21 protein-coding genes are annotated in these 26,182 nt (G+C 68.6%); 14 read left to right on the top strand and 7 right to left on the bottom strand.

The window, feature by feature from the left end; translation table 11 throughout:
- The first annotated feature begins 164 nt into the window (after positions 1 to 164).
- Complete coding sequence (locus ACFCZF_RS26275) at positions 165 to 1,502, top strand: MATE family efflux transporter (protein ID WP_376673720.1); 1,338 nt, start codon at positions 165 to 167, stop codon at positions 1,500 to 1,502.
- Positions 1,503 to 1,652: 150 nt separating this feature from the next.
- Here the strand turns inward: ACFCZF_RS26275 and rplI are convergent, their stop codons facing one another.
- The 4 genes from rplI to rpsF form a co-directional block, all read right to left on the bottom strand.
- On the bottom strand, positions 1,653 to 2,099 hold the full coding sequence (gene rplI, locus ACFCZF_RS26270) for a 50S ribosomal protein L9 (protein ID WP_121747978.1): 447 nt from the start codon (positions 2,097 to 2,099) through the stop codon (positions 1,653 to 1,655).
- Between the two features lie 18 nt (positions 2,100 to 2,117).
- Positions 2,118 to 2,354 (bottom strand): 30S ribosomal protein S18, encoded by a 237-nt coding sequence (rpsR, locus tag ACFCZF_RS26265; protein ID WP_003949403.1) that lies wholly within the window; start codon positions 2,352 to 2,354, stop codon positions 2,118 to 2,120.
- Positions 2,355 to 2,396: 42 nt separating this feature from the next.
- Entirely contained in the window at positions 2,397 to 2,996 is a 600-nt protein-coding gene (locus tag ACFCZF_RS26260) for a single-stranded DNA-binding protein (RefSeq protein ID WP_375906419.1), read from the bottom strand.
- Positions 2,997 to 3,073: 77 nt separating this feature from the next.
- On the bottom strand, positions 3,074 to 3,364 hold the full coding sequence (gene rpsF, locus ACFCZF_RS26255) for a 30S ribosomal protein S6 (protein ID WP_003975025.1): 291 nt from the start codon (positions 3,362 to 3,364) through the stop codon (positions 3,074 to 3,076).
- A gap of 278 nt (positions 3,365 to 3,642) precedes the next feature.
- On the opposite strand from rpsF, the gene ACFCZF_RS26250 reads away from it, so the two are divergent.
- From ACFCZF_RS26250 to ACFCZF_RS26240, 3 genes are all read left to right on the top strand, one after another.
- Positions 3,643 to 3,948 (top strand): hypothetical protein, encoded by a 306-nt coding sequence (locus tag ACFCZF_RS26250; protein WP_375906422.1) that lies wholly within the window; start codon positions 3,643 to 3,645, stop codon positions 3,946 to 3,948.
- Positions 3,949 to 4,084: 136 nt separating this feature from the next.
- Positions 4,085 to 5,206 carry a peptidoglycan bridge formation glycyltransferase FemX gene (gene femX, locus ACFCZF_RS26245; RefSeq protein ID WP_055422120.1) on the top strand — a complete coding sequence of 374 codons (1,122 nt, stop codon included), beginning with the start codon at positions 4,085 to 4,087 and terminating at the stop codon, positions 5,204 to 5,206.
- Positions 5,207 to 5,267: 61 nt separating this feature from the next.
- Positions 5,268 to 6,299 carry an alanine racemase gene (locus tag ACFCZF_RS26240; protein WP_310872408.1) on the top strand — a complete coding sequence of 344 codons (1,032 nt, stop codon included), beginning with the start codon at positions 5,268 to 5,270 and terminating at the stop codon, positions 6,297 to 6,299.
- A gap of 82 nt (positions 6,300 to 6,381) precedes the next feature.
- Here the strand turns inward: ACFCZF_RS26240 and ACFCZF_RS26235 are convergent, their stop codons facing one another.
- Together ACFCZF_RS26235 and ACFCZF_RS26230 are read right to left on the bottom strand one after the other, a co-directional pair.
- Complete coding sequence (locus tag ACFCZF_RS26235) at positions 6,382 to 7,881, bottom strand: glycosyltransferase family 87 protein (RefSeq protein WP_375906426.1); 1,500 nt, start codon at positions 7,879 to 7,881, stop codon at positions 6,382 to 6,384.
- 129 nt (positions 7,882 to 8,010) lie between these two features.
- Positions 8,011 to 10,713 (bottom strand): transglycosylase domain-containing protein, encoded by a 2,703-nt coding sequence (locus tag ACFCZF_RS26230; RefSeq protein WP_376673719.1) that lies wholly within the window; start codon positions 10,711 to 10,713, stop codon positions 8,011 to 8,013.
- Between the two features lie 352 nt (positions 10,714 to 11,065).
- Here ACFCZF_RS26230 and ACFCZF_RS26225 point away from each other — a divergent pair, with 352 nt between their 5' ends.
- From ACFCZF_RS26225 to ACFCZF_RS26210, 4 genes are all read left to right on the top strand, one after another.
- Complete coding sequence (locus ACFCZF_RS26225; protein WP_345631405.1) at positions 11,066 to 11,743, top strand: PadR family transcriptional regulator; 678 nt, start codon at positions 11,066 to 11,068, stop codon at positions 11,741 to 11,743.
- A gap of 44 nt (positions 11,744 to 11,787) precedes the next feature.
- The gene (locus ACFCZF_RS26220; protein WP_376673718.1) at positions 11,788 to 12,870 is read left to right on the top strand and encodes an inositol-3-phosphate synthase; all 1,083 of its coding nucleotides are present in this window, start codon (positions 11,788 to 11,790) and stop codon (positions 12,868 to 12,870) included.
- A 78-nt stretch (positions 12,871 to 12,948) separates the two neighbouring features.
- Positions 12,949 to 14,211, top strand: coding sequence for an MFS transporter (locus tag ACFCZF_RS26215; protein WP_376673717.1), 1,263 nt, complete (start codon positions 12,949 to 12,951; stop codon positions 14,209 to 14,211).
- Positions 14,212 to 14,334: 123 nt separating this feature from the next.
- A complete protein-coding gene (locus ACFCZF_RS26210; RefSeq protein ID WP_376673716.1) occupies positions 14,335 to 14,862 on the top strand; it encodes a hypothetical protein in 528 nt (175 codons plus the stop codon).
- A gap of 150 nt (positions 14,863 to 15,012) precedes the next feature.
- On the opposite strand, the gene ACFCZF_RS26205 is transcribed toward ACFCZF_RS26210, so the two are convergent.
- Positions 15,013 to 16,458: a CCA tRNA nucleotidyltransferase gene (locus ACFCZF_RS26205; protein WP_376673715.1), complete on the bottom strand. Its 1,446-nt coding sequence runs from the start codon at positions 16,456 to 16,458 to the stop codon at positions 15,013 to 15,015.
- A gap of 233 nt (positions 16,459 to 16,691) precedes the next feature.
- Here ACFCZF_RS26205 and ACFCZF_RS26200 point away from each other — a divergent pair, with 233 nt between their 5' ends.
- The 6 genes from ACFCZF_RS26200 (at position 16,692) to trxB (ending at position 26,174) form a co-directional block, all read left to right on the top strand.
- On the top strand, positions 16,692 to 19,115 hold the full coding sequence (locus ACFCZF_RS26200; protein ID WP_376673714.1) for a DUF6049 family protein: 2,424 nt from the start codon (positions 16,692 to 16,694) through the stop codon (positions 19,113 to 19,115).
- Between the two features lie 44 nt (positions 19,116 to 19,159).
- The gene (gene murJ, locus ACFCZF_RS26195; protein WP_376673713.1) at positions 19,160 to 21,535 is read left to right on the top strand and encodes a murein biosynthesis integral membrane protein MurJ; all 2,376 of its coding nucleotides are present in this window, start codon (positions 19,160 to 19,162) and stop codon (positions 21,533 to 21,535) included.
- A 140-nt stretch (positions 21,536 to 21,675) separates the two neighbouring features.
- Complete coding sequence (locus ACFCZF_RS26190) at positions 21,676 to 23,376, top strand: protein kinase family protein (RefSeq protein ID WP_376673712.1); 1,701 nt, start codon at positions 21,676 to 21,678, stop codon at positions 23,374 to 23,376.
- A gap of 27 nt (positions 23,377 to 23,403) precedes the next feature.
- Entirely contained in the window at positions 23,404 to 24,129 is a 726-nt protein-coding gene (gene sigM / locus ACFCZF_RS26185; protein WP_376673711.1) for an RNA polymerase sigma factor SigM, read from the top strand.
- Between the two features lie 17 nt (positions 24,130 to 24,146).
- A complete protein-coding gene (locus ACFCZF_RS26180) occupies positions 24,147 to 25,043 on the top strand; it encodes an anti-sigma factor family protein (protein ID WP_376673733.1) in 897 nt (298 codons plus the stop codon).
- A gap of 162 nt (positions 25,044 to 25,205) precedes the next feature.
- A complete protein-coding gene (gene trxB, locus ACFCZF_RS26175; RefSeq protein WP_375906456.1) occupies positions 25,206 to 26,174 on the top strand; it encodes a thioredoxin-disulfide reductase in 969 nt (322 codons plus the stop codon).
- The last annotated feature ends 8 nt before the right edge of the window (positions 26,175 to 26,182 follow it).

The following is a 26,182-nucleotide window of genomic DNA, read 5'->3' as shown; positions in this document are numbered from 1 at the left end:
GCCCTGAACTGCGGGTTTGTCGTCCACGCCCTGTGCAGAAGAAAAACTTGCCCAGTTAGATCAAGATCGCTTCGAACCGTGCCCAGAAGCACACACGGCGAGACGGAACGTAAGGGTCGCAAAAGCTTTGCATCTCTTACCTGTGGACGATTAGATTGGTGCTCATGACACAGGCCCCCGCGCGCTCCCGGACCGTCCGGCGCCGACACGACCGCGAGATCGTCGCGCTGGCCGTCCCGGCCTTCGGCGCACTCGTCGCCGAGCCCCTCTTCGTCATGGCCGACAGTGCGATCGTCGGCCATCTCGGCACCGCCCAGCTCGCCGGACTCGGCATCGCCTCGGCCCTGCTCACCACAGCCGTCAGCGTCTTCGTCTTCCTCGCCTACGCCACCACGGCGGCCGTCTCCCGGCGCGTCGGCGCGGGCGACCTGCAATCCGCGATTCGCCAGGGCATGGACGGCATCTGGCTGGCGCTGCTGCTCGGCGCCGCCGTCATAGCCGTCGTCCTGCCCACGGCCCCCTCCCTCGTGGAACTCTTCGGCGCCTCCGACACCGCTGCCCCGTACGCCATCACGTATCTGCGGATCTCCGCCCTCGGCATCCCCGCCATGCTTGTCGTGCTGGCCTCGACCGGTGTCCTGCGCGGACTGCAGAACACCCGGACCCCGCTCTACGTCGCCATCGCCGGTTTCTTCGCCAACGCCGTCCTCAATGTCGTACTCGTCTACGGCGCCGACCTCGGCATCGCGGGCTCCGCCTGGGGCACCGTCATCGCCCAGTGCGGCATGGCCGCGGTGTACCTCTGGGTCGTGGTCCGCGGGGCACGCCGGCACGGTGCCTCGCTGCGCCCGGACGTCGCCGGCATCAGGGCCTCCGCCCAGGCCGGGGCGCCGCTGCTGGTGCGTACCCTCTCGCTGCGAGCGATTCTCATGATCGCCACAGCCGTGGCGGCCCGACTCGGTGACGCCGACATCGCGGCCCATCAGATCGTCCTGTCTCTGTGGAGTCTGCTCGCCTTCGCCCTCGATGCCATCGCCATCGCCGGTCAGGCCATCATCGGACGCTATCTGGGCGCCGGTGACGCCCAGGGTGCCCGCGCTGCCTGCCGCAGAATGGTGGAGTGGGGTGTCGCGGTCGGGGTCGCACTCGGCCTGCTCGTGGTGCTGTCACGTCCAGCGTTCCTGCCCCTGTTCACCGGAGACTCCGCGGTCAAGGACACCGCCCTGCCCGCTCTTGTGATCGTGGCCGTCTCGCAGCCGATCTGCGGAGTGGTCTACGTCCTGGACGGGGTTCTCATGGGTGCCGGCGACGGCCCATATCTCGCCTGGGCGATGCTGCTCACCCTGGCGGTCTTCACTCCGGTGGCGCTGCTCGTCCCGACGCTCGGCGGTGGGCTCACCGCCCTGTGGGCGGCCATGACGTTGATGATGGCGATGCGCCTGGTGACGCTATGGCTGCGTACGCGATCAGGACGATGGATCGTCACGGGCGCGACGCGCTGACGGTTTCACGTGAAACACGATGTTTCACGTAAAACGCGACCATGAAAGCGAGGCGCGGAGCGCCACCACAAGGACACGGCCACGAAGATGGGGCCGCATCCCCCGACCGGGAGATGCGGCCCCATCTCATCGCTTCAGCGAGAGCAAAGCTCAGGCAGCGACAACCTCGATGCTGACCTTGGCGGCAACCTCGGGGTGCAGACGCACGGACGTCTCGTGGGCGCCCAGGGTCTTGATCGGCGAGCCCAGTTCGATGCGGCGCTTGTCGACCTCGGGGCCACCGGCGGCCTTGATCGCCGAAGCGACGTCGGCCGGAGTGACGGAGCCGAAGAGACGACCGGCGTCGCCGGAGCGGACGGCCAGGCGGACCTTCACGCCCTCGAGCTGGCCCTTCACCTGGTTGGCCTGCTCGATGGTCTGGATCTCGTGGATCTTGCGAGCACGACGGATCTGCTCGACGTCCTTCTCGCCACCCTTGGTCCAGCGGATAGCGAACTTCCGCGGGATCAGGTAGTTGCGAGCGTAACCGTCCTTGACGTCGACGACGTCGCCCGCGGCACCGAGGCCGGAGACCTCGTGGGTGAGGATGATCTTCATGATTCGGTCACCCTTCCCTTATCGCGCGGTGGAGGTGTAGGGCAGCAGCGCCATCTCACGGCTGTTCTTCACGGCCGTGGCGACGTCACGCTGGTGCTGGGTGCAGTTGCCGGTCACGCGGCGGGCACGGATCTTGCCGCGGTCGGAAATGAACTTCCGCAGCATGTTCGTGTCCTTGTAGTCCACGTACGTGACCTTGTCCTTGCAGAATGCGCAGACCTTCTTCTTCGGCTTGCGCACAGGCGGCTTAGCCATGATGTTTCTCCTGTGTGATCAAGAAGTGTGAGTGGAGCCCGCCTAGAAGGGGGGCTCGTCCGAGTAGCCGCCACCGCCGCCGGAGCCACCGCCCCAGCCGCCGCCCTGCTGACCGCCGCCACCCTGCTGGCCACCGGCGGGAGCGCCGGTCGCCCAGGGGTCGTCGGCCGGAGCGCCGCCGCCCTGCTGGCCACCGCCGGGGCCGCCGCCCCAGCCGCCGCCACCCTGGCCGCCACCGCCACCGCCGCCGTAACCGCCCTGGCCTCCGCGGCCCTGGCCCGAGGTCTTGGTGACCTTGGCCGTGGCACTGCGCAGGCTGGCGCCGACCTCGTCGACGTCCAGCTCGTAGACCGTGCGCTTGACGCCCTCACGGTCCTCGTAGGACCGCTGCTTCAGCCGGCCCTGCACGATGACGCGCATGCCTCGCTGGAGCGACTCGGCGACGTTCTCCGCCGCCTGACGCCAGACCGAGCAGGTGAGAAAGAGGCTTTCGCCGTCCTTCCACTCGTTCGTCTGACGGTCGAAGGTGCGGGGGGTCGACGCGACACGGAACTTCGCGACGGCCGCACCGGACGGGGTGAAGCGCAGCTCGGGGTCATCGACAAGATTGCCGATGACCGTGATGACGGTCTCGCCTGCCATGGGGGAACCTCTCGGCGGGTTTGCTGCTGGCTGCTTGTGCTGCTACTCGAATCCCGGGATCGGCTGAGCGGAAGGGCTCAGTGCATCTCGGGACGGAGGACCTTGGTCCGGAGGACCGACTCGTTCAGGTTCATCTGGCGGTCGAGCTCCTTGACGACCGCAGGCTCGGCCTGCAGGTCGATGACCGAGTAGATGCCCTCGGGCTTCTTCTTGATCTCGTACGAGAGACGACGACGGCCCCAGGTGTCGACCTTCTCGACCTTTCCGCCGCCGTCACGGACGACAGAGAGGAAGTTCTCGATCAGCGGGGAGACAGAACGCTCCTCGAGATCGGGGTCGAGGATGACCATCACCTCGTAGTGACGCATGTGGAACCCACCTCCTTTGGACTCAGCGGCCACGGTCGTTCCGTGGCAGGAGGGTTGCGATGCGTTGGCACCGGTATCAACGAGTAAACCAGGACCCACTGACAATCGGGCCTCCTCCGAGGAAGCGGCCCGGCCGTGGGTGGCAGCGGACACCAGTGCAGAAGGTACAGAGTACCCGGCCGCGCGCTTGCGGTTGAAATCCGGCCCTGAGGGGACACAATCGATACTCACCGGATGTGATAGGGCGAAGACACACTGCCTTCGGCAGGAGGTTCCCCATGGCTCAGATCATGCGACCGGCAAGGCCCCGGACCGGGCTGCTGGCCACCGACGGCAAACCGCACCCCCTGCAGCACGCGCTGCTGGCGGTGACCCTGGTGCTCGCGGTACTCGCCCTCGCCACGGCGAGCTTCCGAGGACTGCACATCCTGACATCCTGGGCAGGGCTGCTCGGCGTCCTGACCGGCGGATACGGCCAGTACGTCTCCGAGACGACCCGGGAGCGCTTCGGTCTGGTGCTGGGCCTCGGGGCCTCCGCGGCCGGACTGTTCTTCGGCATCTACCACGGCGGCCTCATCGGCTGAGCCCCTCGCCGCCCGGCCGCCGGACCACCCCTTCCAGCCGTACGCCGGACGGGGCGCTCACAGGGCGCAGTAGGCTTCGCGCGAGAGCCGGAGCCCCTGTACCCATGGGGACACACCAGCCCGAGGAGCGCCCCGAATGAGCCTGACCCTGAGGACCATCAGTCGCGAGCAGCATCTGGCCTACATCCAGAGTCTGCCGGCGGCGAGTCACATGCAGGTCCCGGCATGGGCAGACGTCAAGGCGGAATGGCGCTCGGAGAACCTCGGCTGGTTCGATGACCGGACCGGTGAGCTGGTGGGCGCGGGGCTCGTCCTGTACCGGCAGCTGCCCAAGATCAAGCGGTACCTCGCCTACCTCCCCGAGGGCCCGGTCATCAACTGGTACGCGCCGAACCTCCAGGACTGGATGGAGCCCATGCTGGCGCACCTCAAGCAGCAGGGCGCCTTCTCGGTGAAGATGGGCCCGCCCGTGATCATCCGGCGCTGGGACGCCACGTCCATCAAGAAGGGCATCCAGGACCCCGACGTCAAGCGCCTGCGCGACATAGAGGCCGACCACATCGAGCCGCGCGCCTTCGAGGTGGCCGACAAGCTGCGCCGCATGGGCTGGCAGCAGGGCGAGGACGGCGGCGCCGGCTTCGGCGACGTACAGCCCCGCTACGTCTTCCAGGTGCCGCTGGCCAACCGCTCCCTGGAAGAGGTCCACAAGAACTTCAACCAGCTGTGGCGCCGCAACATCAAGAAGGCGGAGAAGGCCGGCGTCGAGGTCGTCCAGGGCGGCTACCACGACCTCGAGGAGTGGCAGCGCCTGTACGAGATCACGGCCGTGCGCGACCACTTCCGGCCGCGCCCGCTGTCGTACTTCCAGCGCATGTGGGCGGCCCTCAACAACGAGGACCCCAACCGCATGCGGCTGTACTTCGCCCGGCACAACGGGGTGAACCTGTCGGCGGCCACCATGCTGGTCGTCGGCGGGCACGTCTGGTACTCCTACGGTGCCTCCGACAACATCGGCCGCGAGGTCCGGCCCTCGAACGCCATGCAGTGGGCCATGCTCCGCGACGCCTACGCCCTCGGCGCCACCGTCTACGACCTGCGCGGCATCTCGGACTCGCTGGACGAGAGCGACCACCTCTTCGGCCTGATCCAGTTCAAGGTCGGCACGGGCGGGCAGGCGGCCGAGTACCTCGGCGAGTGGGACTTCCCACTGAACAAGCTGCTCCACAAGGCGCTCGACATTTACATGTCGCGCCGCTGACCCCACAGCTCACTCCTATCCCGCACCTCTGACAGCCACGAGAAAGGTCCCAGGTCCGGCCATGGCGCTCACCCTCTACGTCGACACCGCGCGCTGGCGGGCGCACCACAAGCACGTGCAGGAGCAGTTCCCCGGGCTGGTCCCGGTCTGCAAGGGCAACGGCTACGGCTTCGGGCACGAGCGGCTGGCGGAGGAGGCCACGCGGCTCGGCTCGGACGTACTGGCCGTCGGCACGACGTACGAGGCCGCCCGGATCAAGGACTTCTTCGGCGGTGACCTGCTGGTCCTGACGCCGTACCGGCGCGGCGAGGAGCCCGTACCGCTGCCCGACCGCGTCGTGCGCTCGGTGTCGTCCATCGACGGCGTGTACGGCCTCGTCGGCGCACGTGTGGTCATCGAGGTGATGTCCTCGATGAAGCGGCACGGCATCAGCGAGCAGGACCTGCCGCAGCTGCACGCCGCCATAGAGAACGTCCGGCTGGAGGGCTTCGCCATCCACCTGCCGCTGGACCGTACCGACGGCTCGGACGCCGTCGAGGAGGTCATCGGCTGGATGGACCGGCTGCGCGCGGCCCGGCTGCCGCTGCACACGATGTTCGTCAGCCACCTCAAGGCGGACGAACTCGCCCGGCTCCAGCAGCAGTTCCCGCAGACCCGCTTCCGCGCCCGGATCGGCACCCGGCTGTGGCTGGGCGACCACGACGCCACCGAGTACCGCGGCGCGGTCCTGGACGTCACGCGTGTCGCCAAGGGCGAGCGCTTCGGCTACCGGCAGCAGAAGGCCGCCTCCGACGGCTTCCTGGTGGTCGTGGCGGGCGGTACGTCGCACGGCGTGGGTCTGGAGGCCCCGAAGGCGCTGCACGGCGTCATGCCACGCGCCAAGGGCGTCGCCCGGGCCGGCCTCGCCACGGTCAACCGCAATCTCGCGCCGTTCGTCTGGGGTGGCAAGCAGCGCTGGTTCGCGGAGCCGCCGCACATGCAGGTCTCGATCCTGTTCGTGCCCTCCGACGCGCCGGAGCCCAAGGTCGGTGACGAGCTGGTGGCCCATCTGCGGCACACCACCACGCAGTTCGACCGGATCCTCGACCGCTAGCTGGACCGCCGGCTCGACCGCTGCGGAAAAGGCCGTACACGGTGTCTCCGTGTACGGCCTTCCATGTGTTCGCTGTGTTCGCTCAGAGCGAACCGCCCGTCTGCTCTCTCCCGCCCCATCTCACCCGTGGCCCCTCGAAGTGGGCTGCGGGCTGTTCGGTATGAGCCGCGGGCCCCAGGACGAAGACGTCCTTCGCACCGTCGAGCACACCACCCGACGGGTCGTCGTCACCCTTCCTCCGGACCGGGTCCCGGTCCGGCACAAGGATGTCCCGCACGACCATGACGCACAGGAACAGCGTTCCCAGCAGGTGCACGCCGATGGCCCAGTGATAGCCGTCCGTCGGCAGTCCCTTGTGGGCGTCGCCGCTGGTCGTGTACGCGAGGTACATCCAGATGCCCAGGAAGTAGGCCACCTCGCACGCCTGCCAGATCAGGAAGTCGCGCCACTTCGGCCGGGCCAGCGCGGCCAGCGGAATCAGCCACAGCACGTACTGCGGCGAGTAGACCTTGTTGGTGAGGATGAACGCCGCGACGATCAGGAAGGCGAGCTGGGCGAACCGTGGACGCCGCGGAGCGGTCAGCGTGAGCGCGGCGATGGCGCCGCAGCACAGCAGCATCAGCAGCGTGGCGAGCGTGTTGACGGTCTCGGTGCTGGGCGGGTTGTCGGTGTTCTGGACCAGGATCAGCCAGAAGGACCCGAAGTCGACGCCGCGTTCCTGGCTGAACGTGTAGAACTTCGACCAGCCGTCGAAGGCGAAGAGCATCACCGGCAGGTTCACCACGAGCCAGGCGACGGCCGCGCCCCCCAGAGCCTTTCCGAACTCCCGCCACCTGCCCGCACGCCAGCACAGTACGAGCAGCGGGCCGAGGATCAGGAAGGGGTAGAGCTTGGCGGCCGTGGCCAGGCCCAGCAGAACGCCGAAGGCCAGGGAGCGCCCCCGCGACCACATGAGGATCGCGGCGGACGTCAGAGCGACCGCCAGCAGGTCCCAGTTGACGGTCGCGGTCAGCGCGAACGCGGGTGCGAGGGCGACCAGCAGACCGTCCCAGGGCCGCCGGGTGTGCGTGCGGGTCACGCAGACGGCGATGACGGCCGCGCACACCATGAGCATCCCGGCGTTGACCATCCAGTACCACTGTTCCTGGTCCTGAATGGTGCCGCTGCCCGGTGTGAGCCAGGACGCGACCTCCATGAACACGCCGGTCAGCACCGGGTACTCGAGGTACTCCATGTCGCCGGGGAGCTTGTCGAAGTACGGCACCAGGCCGTCGACGAACCCGCGCCCCTGGTAGAGATGCGGGATGTCGGAGTAGCACGCATGCGTGTACTGGGAGCTGGCACCGAAGAACCAGGCACCGTTGTAACAGGGCGCCTTCTGGACCAGGCCGAGGGCGAACATGCCGATCGCCACGAGCGCGATCACCCGCACGGGGGTCCACCAGGACGTCCCGAGCAGGGCCAGGCGGCCGACAGGGCCGCCGATCAGCTCGCTGCCGGCCGCGGCGACCGTGTCCTCCCTGGTCGGCCGCACGGTGTCCGGCTCGTGCACGCTCGCTGGCGTCGATTCTGCACTGGGCATGGGCACATCCTGCCGTACGCACCTGGGAATACGGCGAGGCCGCCGCACTCTCGTGGATGCGGCGGCCCCTGTTTCACGTGAAACTTGCGGGTGTTTCACGTGAAACACCCATGCCGGATCTTCCGGCGGCTAGCCGTTCTGGCCGGCGAAGAAGCCGCCGCCTCCGTTCTGGTTGCCTCTGCTGTCGTCCTCTTCCCCTGTTCCACTGGGCGACGTCGAAGGGGACGGACTGCCTTCCGAGCCACCGTTCTCATTGCCGGCGTTCTCGTTGCCGCTGTTGTCGCCGTCCTCGCAGTTGAACTCGAAGACGCCGCAGGTGTTGCTCGGCGTGGGGGAGGGACTGGTCTCCGTCTCACTGGGCGTCGGCGACGGCGACGGACTCGTCTCCTCCTCTTCCTCCGTCTGGGAAGGCGAGGGAGTCGGGCTGGGCGGCGGGGTGTCGTTGATGACCTCGCCGATGGGCTCCGGCTTCGGGAACTTCTCCGCCTTGGTGCCCTTCAGCGCGTCCTCCATGTAGTCCTGCCAGATGACGGACGGGAAGGACGCACCGTGGATCTTCTTCTCGCCACCCGTTCCGTACATCTCCAGGAACGAGCGATTCTTGATGGTCTCATCGTCCGGGTAGCGGAACATGCTGATCGCGGTCGACAGCTGCGGGGTGTAGCCGACGAACCAGGCGGACTGGTTGCCGTCCGTGGTACCGGTCTTACCGGCCACCTCTCGGCCGGACAGTTGGGCGTTGGAACCAGTTCCGTCCTCGACGACGGTCTTCAGGACGTCCGTGACGTTGTCCGCGACCTTCGCGGTGAACGCTTGCTTGGTCTCCACCTTGTGCGTGTAGACCGTGCCGTCCTCGTTCGACACCTTGGTGACGGAGAAGGGCTCGCGCTGCTCGCCACTCTCCGCGAAGGTGGCGTACGCGCCCGCCATGCGGATGGCGCTCGGGTCCGAGACACCGAGGGAGAAGGACGGGTAGCCGGAGCCCGCCAGGCTGTCTTCCAGGAGTCCCGCGTCGACGGCGGCCTCCTTCACCTTGTCCAGGCCGACATCCATGCCAAGCTGTACGAAGGCGGAGTTCACCGACTCCCGCATGGCCTCACGAAGGTCGATCTTGTAGTCCGGCGCTTCACCAACGCTTTTCTTGCCGTCATTCTCCTGGCGCCACTGCTCGCCCTTCTCGTTCTCCCAGACCGAGCCGTCGTAGTTATTGATCTTGAGGTTGTTCTTGCCGCTGTAGAGGCTCTTCGGGGAGACGACGGTGCGCTCGTCCTGGGCCTGGGTCTCACCGAGTTCGGGATCGCGCACGCCCCACTTCATCGCGGCCGCGAGCACGTACGGCTTGAACGTCGAACCGACCTGGGCGCCGGTGACGTCGGCGTTGTTGGTGAAGTGCTTGGTGGCGTCCTCACCCCCGTAGATGGCCTCGATGGCGCCGGTCTCGGGGTTCACTGAAGCCCCGCCGAACTGGACGTGTGTGTCCGTCTTGGGGCGCTTCTTCGCATCGATGTTCTGCTTGTAGACCTTCTTGACGGCCTTTTCGAGCTCCTCGACCTTCTTCTTGTCGAAGGTCGTCTGAATCGAGTAGCCGCCGCTATCCAGCTCCTTCTGCGTGACCTTCCCACTCTTGATCACGGAAGCCTTGGCAAGGTCGACGAGGTATCCGACCTGACCGCCGAGCTGGGAGTTCGACCGCGGGTTCTGCACGGTGGGGAGCTCGGTGAACTTGGCCCGCTCCTGCTGGCTCAGATGCCCGTACTCCACCATCTTGTCGAGGGTGTCCTGCATCTGAGTCTGGGCACGCTGCCGGTTGGCCTTCGGCGTGGCACCCACCGGGTCGATCGAGGTCGCGCCCGCCGGGTCGTAGTACGTGGCGCCCTTGAGCATCGCGGACAGGAAGGCGCACTGGCCCGCGTTGAGGTCGACGGCGTCCACGTTGAAGTACGCGCGTGCGGCCGCCTGGATGCCATAGGCGCCACGGCCGTAGTACGCGGAGTTCAGGTAGCCCTCAAGGATCTCGTCCTTGGGCACCTCGGCACCGACCTTGATCGAGACGAAGATCTCTTTGACCTTGCGGGAGATCGTCTGCGACTGGTCGTTCAGCATCGCGTTCTTCACGTACTGCTGGGTGATGGTGGAGCCGCCCTGCGTTTCACCGCCCTTGGCCATGTTGAACACGGCGCGGGCGATGCCCTTGGGGTCGATGCCGCTGTCGGAGTAGAACGTCTTGTTCTCCTGAGAGATGATCGCGTTGCGCATCTCCAAGGGGATCTGGGAGAGATTGACGCTCTGGCGGTTGCGCTCACCGCCCGTGGCGACCATCTGGCTGCCGTCGGCCCAGTAGTAGACGTTGTTCTGCGCTGTGGCCGTCTCGTCGACGACGGGGACGCCCACCATGGCGTAGGCGATGCCCGCGGCGGCCACCATGGTGCCGAAGAAGGCGATGCACGTCCCGGAGACGAGCTTCCAGGAGGGCACCCAGCGCTGCCATCCGTCCTTGTCGCGGCGCGGATAGTCGATCATCCGCTTCTTGCCGGACGGGGCCGCGCGCCCTCTGCCGACCACGACCGGCCCGGCAGGATCGGCTCGCCGGCCGCCGCGGCCCGGCTCGGCCGCTCTGCGGCGACCGCCTCCGCTCCGCTGTGCCGCGCGCCGGGCTTCGGCACGGCTGCCGTACGGACGCTCCTCGTCCTCCGGACCGTACGAGCCGGACGGAGACCCTGTGGCGCCTCGCGGTGCCGCACGGCGGCCGGAGGACGAGCCGGACTGGCCGCGTCGGGCCGCGGCACGTCCGCCTCCCTGCGGCTGCGGCGGTTTGCGACGGTGCTCGCTCATCGAACGACTACTCCTCGGGCAGGCGCACCTTTGCGCGCCTGGTAAAGGCGGCTGTTTTCCGGTCCCCCCGAAGTACGGATGCGGCCCCTTCCGCATTCACCCGTACTGCACCAGGGACAGGGACGCCCCCAGGCGTCACTCGGTTCCCTGTGGTCTGCATGGCGCACAGACTACGCACCGTCAAAACCCCCGAGCCTCGAAGTTCACCTCAAATCAGGCAACTTGCACTCGATGAATCCCTGATGTGACCCCGTTCACCAGTCCCCCTCTTGTCGCACGCGGAAGCTCGTTCTATCGTGCTGATGTATCGAGTCGATACATCAGCGCGGCATAAGGACGAGAGGAGGCGACGATGAGCCGGCGTTCCGGCATCCTCGAGTTCGCTGTACTCGGCCTGCTCCGCGAATCCCCCATGCACGGCTATGAGCTGCGCAAACGACTCAACACGTCACTGGGTGTGTTCCGGGCGTTCAGCTACGGGACGCTCTACCCCTGCCTCAAGACGCTGGTCGCCAACGGCTGGTTGATCGAGGAACCGGGGAACGTCGACGAGGCCGCCGCGTCCCTCACGGGGCGCCGCGCCAAGATCGTCTACCGGTTGACGGCCGAAGGTAAGGAACACTTCGAGCAGCTCCTCTCCCAGACGGGCCCGGACGCCTACGAGGACGAGACCTTCGCCGCTCGCTTCGCATTCTTCGGGCAGACGTCGCGTGACGTGCGCATGCGCGTGCTCGAGGGCCGGCGCAGTCGGCTGGAGGAGCGCCTGGAGAAGATGAGCGCCTCCTTGGCGCGTACCCGGGAGCGACTCGACGACTACACGCTTGAGCTCCAGCGCCACGGAATGGAGTCCGTGGAGCGCGAGGTGCGCTGGCTGAACGAGCTCATCGAGAGCGAGCGGGCGGGGCGGGACCTGCGGGGTTCCGCCGCGGAGGGGACCGCTCAACAGGACAGGACATCTGGAGCGACGGGCGGCCTGCCCCGGCCCGGGGACGACCCCCGGCCGGATACGCCCGGCGACACCGCCACGTGAGCGCCCAGTCAGGGCCTCACTCGTACACACAGGGAGCAACCGGAATGGGTTCGGTTCGCGTAGCCATCGTCGGTGTGGGCAACTGCGCCGCATCGCTGGTGCAGGGCGTCGAGTACTACAAGGACGCCGACCCGGCGGCCAAGGTCCCCGGCCTGATGCACGTCCAGTTCGGCGACTACCACGTCAGTGACATCGAGTTCGTCGCCGCCTTCGACGTGGACGCCAAGAAGGTCGGCCTGGACCTCGCGGACGCCATCGGCGCCTCCGAGAACAACACCATCAAGATCTGCGACGTCCCGAACAGCGGCGTCCAGGTCCAGCGCGGCCACACGCACGACGGTCTCGGCAAGTACTACCGCGAGACCATCGAGGAGTCCGCCGAGGCGCCGGTCGACGTCGTCCAGATCCTCAAGGACAAGCAGGTCGACGTTCTCGTCTGCTACCTGCCCGTCGGTTCCGAGGCCGCGGCGAAGTACTACGCCCAGTGCGCCATCGACGCCAAGGTCGCCTTCGTCAACGCCCTCCCGGTCTTCATCGCCGGCACCAAGGAGTGGGCGGACAAGTTCACCGAGGCGGGCGTCCCGATCGTCGGCGACGACATCAAGTCGCAGGTCGGCGCCACCATCACGCACCGCGTCATGGCGAAGCTGTTCGAGGACCGGGGCGTCGTCCTGGACCGCACGATGCAGCTGAACGTCGGCGGCAACATGGACTTCAAGAACATGCTCGAGCGCGAGCGCCTGGAGTCCAAGAAGATCTCCAAGACGCAGGCCGTCACCTCCCAGATCCCCGACCGGGACCTGGGCGCGGACAACGTCCACATCGGCCCGTCCGACTACGTCGCCTGGCTGGACGACCGCAAGTGGGCCTACGTCCGCCTGGAGGGCCGCGCGTTCGGTGACGTCCCGCTGAACCTGGAGTACAAGCTCGAGGTCTGGGACTCCCCGAACTCGGCCGGTGTCATCATCGACGCCCTGCGCGCCGCGAAGATCGCCAAGGACCGCGGCATCGGCGGCCCGATCCTGTCGGCGTCGAGCTACTTCATGAAGTCCCCGCCGGTCCAGTACTTCGACGACGAGGCCCGCGCCAACGTCGAGAAGTTCATCGCCGGCGAGGTCGAGCGCTGACAAGCGCGGACTCCGGTCCGTCGGAGGTCCCCGGGTCGCATGACCCGGGGACCTTTCCCGTATGTGAGGCTGTGCCCCATGGCCGTCGTCCGTGACCTGCGCGTCCTGCTGCGCCTGAAGGGCTTTCGGCGCCTGCTCGCCGTCCGCCTGCTCTCCCAGGGCGCCGACGGCGTCTACCAGGTCGCGCTCGCCACCTATGTGGTCTTCTCCCCGGAGAAGCAGACCTCGCCCGCCGCGATCGCCTCCGCGATGGCGGTCCTGCTGCTCCCGTACTCCCTGGTGGGCCCCTTCGCCGGCGTCCTGCTGGACCGCTGGCGCCGCCGCCAGGTCTTTCTGTACGGCAACCTGCTGCGCGCCGTACTGGCATCGGTGACGGCCGTGCTGATGATCGCCTCCGTCCCGGACTGGCTCTTCTACGTCTCGGCCCTCTGTGTCACCGCCGTCAACCGCTTCGTTCTCGCGGGCCTGTCCGCCGCGCTGCCGCGTGTGGTGGACGAGGAGCGTCTGGTGATCGCCAACTCGCTCTCTCCGACGGCCGGCACCCTGGCCGCCACGGCGGGCGGTGGCCTCGCCTTCGTCGTACGCCTCGTGGTCGCGGACTCCGATGCCGCCGTGGTGCTGCTCGGGGCCGCCCTGTACCTGTGCGGGGCACTGGCGTCGCTTCGCATCGCCGTGGAGCTGCTGGGCCCCGACCCCGCGCTCGTACCGCCCCGGCTGGCCTCGGCACTCGTCGGCACCGCCCGCGACCTGGTGGCGGGAGTACGTCATCTCGCCGCGCCCGCACGCAGGGAAGCAGCCTGGTCGCTCGCGGCCATGACGCTGATGCGGTTCTGCTACGGCGCCCTGCTGGTGATGCTGCTGATGCTGTGCCGGTACGCCCTGACCTCGGACACGGACGAGGGGCTCGCTCTGCTGGGGCTGGCGCTGGGCGTCTCCGGGGCGGGCTTCTTCGCGGCCGCGGTGATCACGCCCTGGGCGGCGGGACGGCTCGGGCCCGGCCGCTGGATGGCGGTGTGCGCGGGGGCCGCCACGGTGCTGGTCCCGGCACTCGGTCTGCCGTTCGCCACCGTGCCGCTGCTCGCCGCGGCGTTCGTCCTGGGCCTGACCACACAGGGGGCCAAGATCGCGACGGACACGGTTGTGCAGTCCTCCGTCGACGACGCCTTCCGAGGCCGGATCTTCTCCGTGTACGACGTGCTGTTCAACATCGCCTTCGTCGGCGCCGCCGGGGTGGCCGCGCTGATGCTTCCGCCAGACGGACGGTCAGTGCCGCTGGTCGTGACAGTTGCCTTGGTCTACGGAGCAGTTGCGGCGGCTATGGCCCGCTTTGAGAGCCAGTAAGTGTCACATCAGTGCCACAGAGCCCCTCTGAACTACAGAGATGTCAGTGGAACCCGGTAACTTACGTGCGTCTTATTCGCGCCATGTCCGCGACACGCACCTATGTTTTCAGGGGGACCCCCAGTGACCACTCCGCCGCCGCCCCAGGGCAACCCGTTCGCGCAGGGCCAGCCGCAGGCTCCGCAGCAGCCCCAAGGGCAGAACCCCTACGCGCAGGGCCAGCAGCCGGGCTTCCCGCAGCAGCCTGGTCAGCCCGGGTTCCCCCAGCAGGGTGGGCCGTACGCCCCGGTGCCGCCGCAGCCGGCCCGACGCAAGCCGAGCTTCAAGACGATCAAGAACATCGTCATCGCCGTGATCGTCGTATGCGTGGCCGTCGGTGGTTACATCGCCAGCCGGGACGACGCCACCTCGGCTGCGGTCGGCGACTGCATGCACCGTGGCAGCAGCAGCGACAGCAACCCGGACCTCGAAGTCGTCGACTGCGGCGACTCGAAGGCCCAGTACGTGGTACTGGCCAAGGTCGAGGGCTCCTACTCCGCTCTCACCGCCAAGAGCAAGTGCTCGGAAGAAGCCAAGGACTTCCAGTACTCGTACACCGAGAGCGGTAGCGGCAGCGACTTCCTGCTCTGCCTGAAGGACTACAAGAAGTAAGGCAGAGATCGCGGACGCGTCACGCGGACGTACTCAGGGGCGGTGTTTCACGTGAAACACCGCCCCTTCCGCCTGTCCGGCACCGCCCGCCCTCGCCGCGCTTCGTCACCCGCGTCATGTTTCACGTGAAACATGACGCCGGTCCACGGCTCACGCGTCCTGCTCGGCCCACCACTCCTTGAGCGCCGCCACCGCCGCGTCGTACTCCATCGGCCCGTTCTCCAGGCGGAGCTCCAGCAGGTGCTTGTAAGCCTGACCGACGGCCGGCCCGGGACGGACGCCGAGGATCTCCATGATCTGGTTGCCATCCAGGTCCGGGCGGATCGCGTCCAATTCCTCCTGCTCCTGGAGCTGCGCGATCCGCTCCTCCAGCCCGTCATACGCACGCGAGAGCGCCGAGGCCTTGCGCTTGTTACGGGTCGTGCAGTCCGAACGGGTCAGCTTGTGGAGCCGGTCGAGCAGCGGCCCGGCGTCACGGACATACCGACGGACCGCGGAATCCGTCCACTCGCCCGTGCCGTAACCGTGGAAACGCAGGTGCAGCTCGACCAGGCGCGAGACGTCCTTCACCAGGTCGTTGGAGTACTTGAGCGCGGTCATACGCTTCTTCGTCATCTTCGCCCCGACCACTTCGTGGTGGTGGAACGAGACCCGGCCGTCCTGCTCGAAGCGGCGTGTGCGCGGCTTGCCGATGTCGTGCAGCAGGGCCGCCAGGCGGAGGATCAGGTCGGGGCCCTCGTTCTCCAGGGCCATCGCCTGCTCCAGGACGATGAGTGTGTGGTCGTAGACGTCCTTGTGCCGATGGTGCTCGTCCCGCTCCAGGCGCAGCGCCGGCAGCTCGGGCAGGACCCGCTCGGCGATACCGCTCTCCACCAGCAGGCTCAGCCCCTTGCGCGGATGAGAGGAGAGGACCAGCTTGTTCAGCTCGTCCCGGACCCGCTCGGCCGAGACGATGTCGATGCGTCCGGCCATGTCCTTCATGGCGGCGACCACCTCGGGAGCCACCTCGAAGTCCAGCTGCGCGGCGAACCGCGCGGCCCGCATCATCCGGAGCGGGTCGTCGGAGAAGGACTCCTCGGGGGTGCCCGGAGTGCGCAGCACACGCGCCGCGAGGTCGTCGAGTCCGCCGTGCGGATCGATGAACACCTTCTCCGGAAGCGCGACGGCCATCGCGTTCACCGTGAAGTCACGCCGGACGAGGTCCTCCTCGATGGAGTCGCCGTACGACACCTCCGGCTTGCGCGAGGTGCGGTCGTACGCCTCCGACCGGTAGGTGGTCACCTCGATCTGCCAGCCGTCTTTCTGCGCCCCGACAGTGCCGAACGCGATCCCGACCTCCCAGACGGCGTCCGCCCAGGGCCGCACGATCTTCAGTACGTCCTGCGGGAGGGCGTCCGTCGTGAAGTCCAGGTCGTTGCCGAGCCGGCCGAGCAACGCGTCCCGGACCGAGCCACCGACCAGGGCAAGAGAGAACCCGGCCTCCTGGAAGCGGCGGGCGAGGTCGTCGGCGACAGAGGCGACCCGCAGCGGTTCACTCACGGCTCGGGGCTGCTCCTGGCTGAGGGCACGGGGGCTGGCTTCGTTGGCGTTCGGCACAACAGAAGAGGGTACGTGGCCGGAGCGGAGACCGACGTCCCCATTGATCGGGTTGATCGCGCACCGAAACTCCCACTTCCGCTGCGCTCCCTCTTTAGGCGCACATACGGGGCGTCCGCGCTCGGTGGCGGATCTTGTGGCGTACTCCGCGGCACTTCCCCTCGGCGCGCATCGTTACCATTCGTGGACGCACATTCCGACGACCACTGACACGACGAGGGACGGGCGAGCGCGTGGCCGAGGCGGCAGACTTCCAGGGGACCAGTCCCTCACCTGCCCGCCGGTGGCTACGGCGCACCACGGCGCTGCTCGCCGGGGCGCCGCTGCTGGCCGGTCTGGTCCAGCTGCCGGCCGCCGGCTCGGCGCACGCCGACGGGCAGCCCTCGGCCAAGGCCGACGCCGATTCGGGCTCGGTGGCCGTCGCAGTCGACTCACTCACACCCTCCGCGCCCACGGACGGGGACACGGTGACCGTGTCGGGCACCGTGACCAACCACGGCAAGCAGGCCGTCACCGACGCCCACGTGGGCCTGCGCGTGGGACCCGAGGTCAACACCCGCTCGTCCCTCGACGCGATCGCCAAGGACGGCAATGATCTTCAGGGCACCATCGCCCCGGAGATCGACGACAAGTACACCGAGAAGTTCTCCAAGCTCACCCCCGGCGTCGCCGAGCACTTCAACATCTCCGTGCCGGTCGACGACCTGGACCTGGGCGAGGACGGCGTCTACGAATTCGCCGTCTCGCTGTCCGGGGAGACCTCCGCGCAGCCCTGGGAGCAGATCCTCGGCATCCAGCGGACCTTCCTGCCCTGGCAGCCCGACGAGGCCGACCCCAGGACGAAGACGACGGCTCTGTGGCCGCTCGTTTCGACCACGCACATGGCCGCCGAGACGGGACCGAACGAGGAGCAGACACCGGTCTTCCTCAACGACGACCTGGCCGAGGAGATCTCCCCCGGAGGCCGGCTGAACCAGATGGTGACGCTGGGCAAGGACCTCGACGTCACCTGGGTGGTCGACCCGGACCTGCTGGCCTCCGTCGACGCGATGACGGGCAGCTACCGTGTCCGGGACGGCGACAAGACGGTCGCCGGCACCCATCAGGAGATCGCCAAGCAGTGGCTCGCCGAGTTGCAGGACGCGGTGGCCGACAAGGAGGTCGTCGCCCTTCCCTTCGCCGACCCGGACCTGGCGTCCCTGGCCCACAACGGCACGGACGTCACCGGTTCGCTGAACCAGCTGAAGAGTGCCACGGACGTCATCGCCAACACGGTCGAGCCGATCCTCCACGTGAAGCCGAACACCGACTTCGCCTGGCCCGTGGAGGGAGCCGTCGACGGGTCGATCGTCAAGGTCGCCACCTCCGCGGGCGCCGACAAGGTGATCGCACGCAGTGACAGCCTCCAGGAGACCAACGGCCTGCCCTACACGCCCTCCGCGGCACGCCCCATCGGCGGCGGCACGACGGCCGTCGTGGCGGACGCCCGGCTGTCCACGGCGTTCGAGGGCGATCTGACGAGAGCCTCCACGTCCACGCTCGCGGTGCAGCGGTTCCTCGCCCAGAGCCTGGCCCTGGGCCTCCAGACCGGCAAGCAGCGCAGCGTCGTCGTCGCCCCGCAGCGCATGCCCTCCGGGCACCAGGCACGCGCCATGGCCGAGGCGCTGCGGGCGCTGCAGGGCGGCACCTGGTCCGAGTCCCAGAAGCTGGCGGCGGCCGCCACGGCCAAGCCGGACCCGGACGCCACCACCAAGGTTCCCGGAACCTCCTCCTACCCCTCGGCGCTGCGCAAGAACGAACTGCCCCGGACGGCGTTCGTGCAGACCGCACGGACACAGGACACGCTCGACAACTTCAAGGTCGTCCTGTCGGACCCGTCCCGCGTGGTGACGCCGTTCGGACGGGCTCTGAACCGGGAGGTGTCCGCGTCGTGGCGAGGCCGGGCCGCCGAGGCGGAGTCCTTCCGCGAGGGCGTGAAGTCGTACCTCGACGGGCTGACCGACCGGGTCAAACTGATCGACAAGTCGGAGACGAAGCTCTCCGGTCGCAGCGCCACTATTCCCGTGACGGTGCAGAACAACCTGGTGCAGGACGTCGGCCCTCTGGTCCTGCGGCTCACCTCGACCAACCCGACGCGGCTCGAGATCGATGGCGCCGACTACGAGGAGCAGCCGATCTCGGTCTCCGGCGGCCACAGCCAGTCGGTGAAGTTCACCACGTCGGCCAACGCCAACGGCCGTGCGACGGTGATCGCCCAGCTGTACACGATGGACGGGCGGAAGTACGGCGAGCCCGTCACCTTCGACGTGAAGGTCACCGAGATCACGGCCACTGTGATGCTCGTCATCGGCGGCGGTGTCCTGCTGCTCGTCCTCGCCGGCTTCCGGATGTACACACAGCGCAAGCGGGCCGCTGCCCGTGACGCGGAAAAGGGCGAAACCGGCGAGGCGGACGAGCCCGAGGACTCGGAGAACTCCGGGAACTCCGGGAACTCAGAGGACGGTCCGCAGAACCCCGAAGGCTCCGGCGAACGTCTCAAGAAGGAGTCCGAGGCACGCCCCCGGGCAGGCGACCCGGAGCAGCCGAGTGACCCGACACCGGACACCGCAGCGGAAAGCGCCGACCCGTCCGGCACGGGTGAGAGAGTGGACCGTTGAGGATGTCGTGGCCGGTGGGCCCGGGACGATGAGGTGGGGTAACCATGAACGCGCCGTACGACGGTGACCGCGGTCAGACCGTGGACGGCTCGGGTCACCCCGAGGGTCCGCCGCCCGACCCCGGCCAGGCACCGCCGCAGCCGCCCGCGGACATGTACCTCCAGGACGCCTACGACCAGGATCCCTACCGGGCGCAGGACCTCTCCGCCCAGGACCCGGTCTCCGAGGCGCTCTACGACCGCGCCGCGCACCCCCCGCCGCCTCCGGGCACGTACCCGCCGCAGCAGCCGCTGTACTCCCAGCCCTCCCAGTCCCCCTACGCCCCCGACCCACGCGTCTGGGCGCAGACCCCGGCCCCCGAGCCGGAGGGCCCGACCCAGTACCTGCCGTACGGCGACGACCCGCGGACCACCCAGTTCGTCGGCGTGGACGACCTGGTCACCCAGGCCGGCGAGCAGCGCCACGAGCCGGACGCCTTCGCCCACCTCTTCCGGGACCAGCAGCAGGGCGGCGGCCACCCCTCCTACGACGACCACGCCTCCGTGCCCGCCCCCGCGCCGGCACCGGGGCAGTACGACGGGACACCGGGGCCGGGGCAGTACGGCGCGCACCAGGGACCCGACCCGTACGGGAACGCTCCGGCGTACGGCCAGTACGGCGGCCCCGCTCCGGCGCCCGGTCAGCAGCAGCACGCGGCGCCCGCGCCGGGCCAGTACGCGGTGGCGCCCACTCCGGAAGCGGCCGAGGCGCCCCTCCAGGAGCCCGAGCCCGCCGCCGCGCCCAAGAAGGGCGGGCGTGCGGGTGGCCTGCTGAAGTCGAGCGCCGTGATGGCGGCGGGCACGATGGTGTCCCGGCTTACCGGGTTCATCCGGTCGGCGTTGATCGTCTCGGCGCTGGGCGTCGGACTGCTCGGCGACACCTTCCAGGTCGCCTATCAGCTGCCGACGATGATCTACATCCTCACCGTCGGTGGCGGCCTCAACTCGGTCTTCGTTCCTCAGCTGGTGCGGGCGATGAAGGAGGACGACGACGGTGGCGAGGCGTTCGCCAACCGTCTGCTGACCCTCGTCATGGTGGCGCTCGGCGCACTCACCGTGATCACGGTCTTCGCCGCGCCACTACTGATCCGGCTCCTGTCCAACCCAGTGGCCAGTGACCCGGCCGCGAACGAGGTCGGCATCACCTTCGTCCGCTACTTCCTGCCCTCGATCTTCTTCATGGGCCTCCACGTGGTCATGGGGCAGATCCTCAACGCCCGCGGCAGGTTCGGCGCGATGATGTGGACCCCGGTCCTGAACAACATCGTCATCATCGTGACCCTGGGGATGTTCATCTGGGTCTACGGCACCGCGGAAAACTCGGGGATGAAGGTCACGAGCATCCCGCCGGAGGGCGAGCGGCTGCTCGGCATCGGAGTGCTGCTGGGTCTCATCGTGCAGGCCCTGGCCATGATTCCGTACCTGCGGGAGACAGGGTTCAGGGTTCGGCCGCGTTTCGACTGGAAGGGCCACGGACTCGGCAAGGCCATCACCCTCGCCAAGTGGACGGTCCTGTTCGTCCTCGCCAACCAGGCGGGTGCCATGATCGTCATCCAGCTGTCCACCGCCGCGGGTAAGGCGTCGCCCGTCGACGGCACTGGCTTCGCCGCCTATGCCAACGCCCAGCTGATCTGGGGCCTGCCTCAGGCCATCATCACCGTCTCCCTGATGGCGGCCCTGTTGCCCCGCATCTCCCGCTCGGCGTCCGAGAACGATGGTGGCGCGGTCCGGGACGACATCTCTCAGGGGCTGCGCACCACAGCCGTCGCCATCGTTCCCGTTTCCTTCGGTTTCGTTGCACTCGGCATCCCGATGTGCACGCTCATGTTCGGCTCCTCGGGTACCAGCGAAGCCACCAACATGGGCTTCATGCTGATGGCCTTCGGCCTCGGTCTCATCCCCTACTCGGTGCAGTACGTCGTCCTGCGGGCCTTCTACGCCTACGAGGACACCCGGACTCCCTTCTACAACACCGTCATTGTGGCCGTGTTCAACGCCGCCGCTTCGGCACTGTGCTTCTTCCTGCTCCCGGCGCGCTGGGCCGTCGTAGGTATGGCCGCCTCCTACGGCCTGGCCTACGTGATCGGCGTGGGCGTCGCCTGGCGCAGGCTGCGCAAGCGGCTCGGCGGGGACCTGGACGGCGCCCGGGTGCTGCGGACGTACGCTCGGCTGTGCATCGCGTCCGTCCCGGCCGCCCTGCTCAGCGGTGCGGCCTGCTACGCGATCAGCCGTGCGCTCGGCCAGGGCGTACTGGGGTCGTTCGCGGCGCTGCTGGCCGGCGGGCTGCTCCTGTTCGGCGTCTTCTTCGTCGCCGCCCGCCGGATGCGTATCGAGGAAGTCAACTCGCTGGTCGGCATGGTGCGCGGACGCCTGGGACGCTGAGACCCGGGGTAGGCGCACAACCATCGTCCGCCGCCGTGTGTCGTGCATAGCGCCGGACTGTGGGCACAATTGGGTTCGGCGTCGGACTGCGCGCATCGGGAGTCGGCCGGCGCGCATCGAATGGGGAGGCAGGAACGACGGTGGCGGAACGGAGCACAGCTGCCGTCGACGTGGCAGACAACAGCGGCGATGAGCCGCTGACCGCCCAGGCGGACCAGTCCACGGCCGACGGGGTGGCCAACAACCGGGAGCGGGAAACGGACAGCGACGAGGCACAGGGGAGCCCCACGAGCGAGGATTCCGGCAAGGCCTCGCCTCCCGAACTGCACAGCGGGCACAAACTCGCCAGACGCTACCGCCTCGAGGAGTGCGTCACCCGTCTGGACGGCTTCAGCAGCTGGCGGGCCGTCGACGAGAAACTCCGCCGCGCCGTCGGGGTCCACATTCTTCCGGCGGACCACTCACGCGCCCGCTCCGTGCTGGCCGCGGCACGTTCCTCCGCCCTTCTCGGCGACCCCCGCTTCGTCCAGGTCCTCGACGCCGTCGAGGACAACGACATCGTCTACGTCGTGCACGAGTGGCTCCCCGACGCCACCGAACTGACCGCTCTGCTCGCCTCCGGCCCGCTCGAGGTGTACGACGCCTACCAGATGGTGAGTCAGGTCGCGGGCGCCATGGCGGCCGCCCACCGCGAGGGCCTCGCCCATCTGCGCCTGAGCCCCACCGCGGTGCTGCGGACGTCGACGGGCCAGTGGCGGATCCGCGGACTCGCCGTCAACGCCGCGCTGCGCGGCATCAGTTCCGACACCCCGCAGCGCACCGACACCGAGGCGATCGGCGCCCTGCTGTACGCCACGCTCACCCAGCGCTGGCCGTACGAGAGCGACGCCCACGGTCTGGCCGGTCTGCCCAAGGACATCGGGCTGATCCCCCCGGACCAGGTGCGCGCGGGCGTCCACCGCGGCCTGTCCGAGCTCGCCATGCGGGCGCTCGCCAACGACGGCGCCACCGCCTCCCGCCACGAGTCTCCGTGCACCACGCCGGAGGAACTGGTGAAGGCGATCGGCGAGATGCCCCGCATCCGCCCGCCGGAGCCTGCCTACACCGCGCCGCCCTCGTACCAGCGCACGGCCTATCAGCAGGGCGCCTACGGCCGTCCGGCACCGCACCCCGGCGTCACCCAGCCGGTGCAGACCCCGCCGCCCCCGTTGCAGAGCCGCACCGGCAAGGCACTGAAGTGGAGCGTCTCCGCCCTGCTCATCGCCGCGCTCGGCCTGGGCAGCTGGCAGCTCGCGGACGCCATCATGGAACGGGGCGGCAAGGCGGACGACCAGAACCGGACGCAGACGACGGACGGCGACGACGACAAGAGCCCGAAGGTCCCGGTGGCCGGTAAGCCGGTGCCCATCGTCGACGCCCGGGACTTCGACCCCTTCGGCGACCAGTCCGAGAAGCCGTCCGAGATAGGGAACGTCTACGACGACAGTACGTCCAGCTATTGGCAGACGGACTATTACCTCAGTTCCGACTTCGGCCGCCTCAAGCCGGGGGTCGGCGTCATCGTGGACCTTGGCAAGGTCCAGCAGGTCGGAAAAGTGACCGCCACCTTCGTCGGGAACACCTCCGTCGAGCTGCGCAGCGCGAACAAGGACGCCACGGCGGAACCGGCGTCCTTCGACGAGTACAGCAAGGTCGCTGAGGGCTCGGGCACCACGGTGGAACTCAAGCCGGGCAAGGCCGTCCAGAGCCGGTACCTCCTGGTGTGGCTCACCGATGATCTACCGATGCAGTCGGACGGGAAATGGCGCGGCCGCCTGGCGGACATCAAGGTGACCAGCTGACGGCATCTGCCGCAGGGAGGGGGTGCGATGGCGGCCAGCACGAGTCGTGACGGCGTGAGCGATCAGGACCTCCTCGCCCGCCACGTAGAAGGCGACCCCGACGCCTTCGGTGAGCTCGTGCGCCGTCACCGGGACCGGCTCTGGGCGGTGGCCCTGCGGACGCTGGGGGACCGGGAGGAGGCCGCTGACGCCGTTCAGGACGCGCTCGTCTCCGCCTATCGCGCCGCCCACACCTTCCGCGGCCAGGCAGCCGTCACGACGTGGCTGCACCGGATCACGGTGAACGCCTGCCTGGACCGCGCCCGCAAGGCCGCTTCCCGGAAGACCGCCCCCGTCGACGACACCGAGCGCCTGGAGCAGCTCCTGGAGCCGCACGAGTCGGCCTCCGCCCCCGCAGAGCGCAACGACCTGCACCGCCAACTGCTGGAGGCTCTGGGTACCCTGCCGGCCGACCAGCGGGCCGCCCTCGTCCTGGTCGACATGCAGGGCTACCCCGTCGCGGAGGCCGCCCGGATCCTCGACGTGCCGACCGGCACGATCAAGAGCCGATGCGCCCGAGGCAGAGCCAGACTCCTGCCGCTCCTCACTCACCTGCGCCCGGACGGCAGCGGCGAGGACACGAAGCCGGGTGCGAAACGGAACCGGACGCAGGGGGCATCCGTCCCACCCGCAGCGGGACCGCACCGTGCGGACCCGCCGGACGCAGGGCCGAGCGATTCAGCCGCAGTGAAGGGCGGAGGTGGACGAGCGTGACGTCGTCGACGACAGACATGACCGGGCACCCGGACGTCGCGGAGATCTCCGACCTCGCCGAAGGCCTGCTCCCGCCGTCCCGGATCACGGACGTACGACAGCACCTGGAGACCTGCGAGCTCTGCGCGGACGTGTACGCGTCGCTGGAGGAGATCCAGGGACTGCTCGGCACGCTGCCGGGGCCGACGCGGATGCCCGACGACGTGGCCGGCCGAATCGACGCCGCCCTGGCGGCCGAGGCACTGCTGAGCTCCACCGTGCCGGACCCCCTGGAGCCGACGCCGACGCCTGCCGCTGCCGCGCCCGCCGCATCCGAGGGGAATGACAGCGCGCGTCGTGTTTCACGTGAAACATCAGCCGCGACGGACCGACCCTCCGGGCACGCCCGCTCTTCCTCCACCGGCCCCGGCCGCAAGGACCGCAAGCGAAGCGGGCGACGCAGGATCGCCGTCCTCGGTGCGGTGGCCGCCGCTGCCGCCATCGGGCTCGGCTCCGTGATCGTCTCCTCCGTCACCGGGGGCAGCCCGTCCGACGACACCGCGCTCGCGGACACCTTCTCCGAAGGAAAGTTGAAGGAGCAGGTCGCCGATCTCGTCGCCAAGGAGCAGGGCGGCGCGCAGAACGGACCGCGTACACCGCGCAGCTTCGGCATGGAGTCCGAGACCGGTGGAGAGAACCGCGTCTTCAAGCAGCCGACGGTCCCCGAATGCGTCCGGAAGGGCATCGGCCGCGACGACGCGGCGCTCGCCACGAAGGAAGGCGTCTACAAGGGCAAGGAAGCGCTGCTCGTGGTGCTGCCCGACGCCTCGAACGACAGCCGTGTCACCGCGTACATCGTCGAGTCGACGTGTGTGGCCCAGCCTGCTGTCAGCAAGGCCGAGATCCTTTTGAAGCACTCCTACGCGCGGTCCTGAGCTCTCGCGCCAGGCCTCTTCCTGCTGTGCCCGGCTCCTCGGCTCCGTGTGCCCGGACACAGCGGGAATGCGCGCCCCGTAGGATCCGTTGGGTGGGGTGAGAGCTCCGAGAGAAGCTCCACCCGGCCCTGAAGACGCAGTCCAGAGACGAGGAATGAAGCCGTGAGCGACGTCCGAAACGTGATCATCATCGGCTCCGGGCCCGCCGGCTACACGGCGGCGCTCTACACCGCGCGCGCGTCGCTGAAGCCGCTGGTGTTCGAGGGCGCCGTCACCGCGGGCGGTGCCCTGATGAACACCACCGAGGTGGAGAACTTCCCGGGCTTCCAGGACGGCATCATGGGCCCCGAGCTCATGGACAACATGCGCGCCCAGGCGGAGCGCTTCGGCGCCGAGCTGATCCCGGACGATGTCGTCGCCGTCGACCTGACCGGTGAGATCAAGACCGTCACCGACACCGCGGGCACGGTCCACCAGGCCAAGGCCGTCATCATCACCACCGGCTCCCAGCACCGCAAGCTCGGTCTGCCGAACGAGGACGCCCTGTCCGGCCGCGGCGTCTCGTGGTGCGCGACCTGTGACGGCTTCTTCTTCAAGGACCAGGACATCGCCGTGATCGGCGGCGGTGACACCGCGATGGAGGAGGCCACGTTCCTCTCCCGCTTCGCCAAGTCCGTGACGATCGTCCACCGCCGTGACACCCTGCGCGCCTCCAAGGCGATGCAGGAGCGCGCCTTCGCCGACCCCAAGATCTCGTTCGTCTGGGACAGCGAGGTCGCCGAGGTCCAGGGCGACCAGAAGCTGTCGGGCCTGAAGCTGCGCAACGTCAAGACCGGCGAGCTCTCGGATCTGGGGGTGACCGGCCTGTTCATCGCGATCGGCCACGACCCGCGCACCGAGCTTTTCAAGAGCCAGCTCGACCTGGACCCGGAGGGCTACCTGAAGGTCGATGCCCCGTCGACCCGCACCAACCTCACCGGCGTCTTCGGCGCAGGAGATGTGGTCGACCACACCTACCGCCAGGCGATCACCGCCGCCGGCACCGGCTGCTCCGCCGCACTCGACGCCGAGCGCTTCCTCGCCGCACTCACTGACGAGGACAAGGCAGAGCCCGAGAAGACCACCGTCTGACCCCCATC

The sequence above is a fragment of the Streptomyces sp. NPDC056296 genome, from assembly GCF_042268605.1.
Lineage (GTDB): Bacteria > Actinomycetota > Actinomycetes > Streptomycetales > Streptomycetaceae > Streptomyces.
Note: the sequence above shows the minus strand (reverse complement) of the source record. Positions and strands in the feature narration are given on the sequence as shown.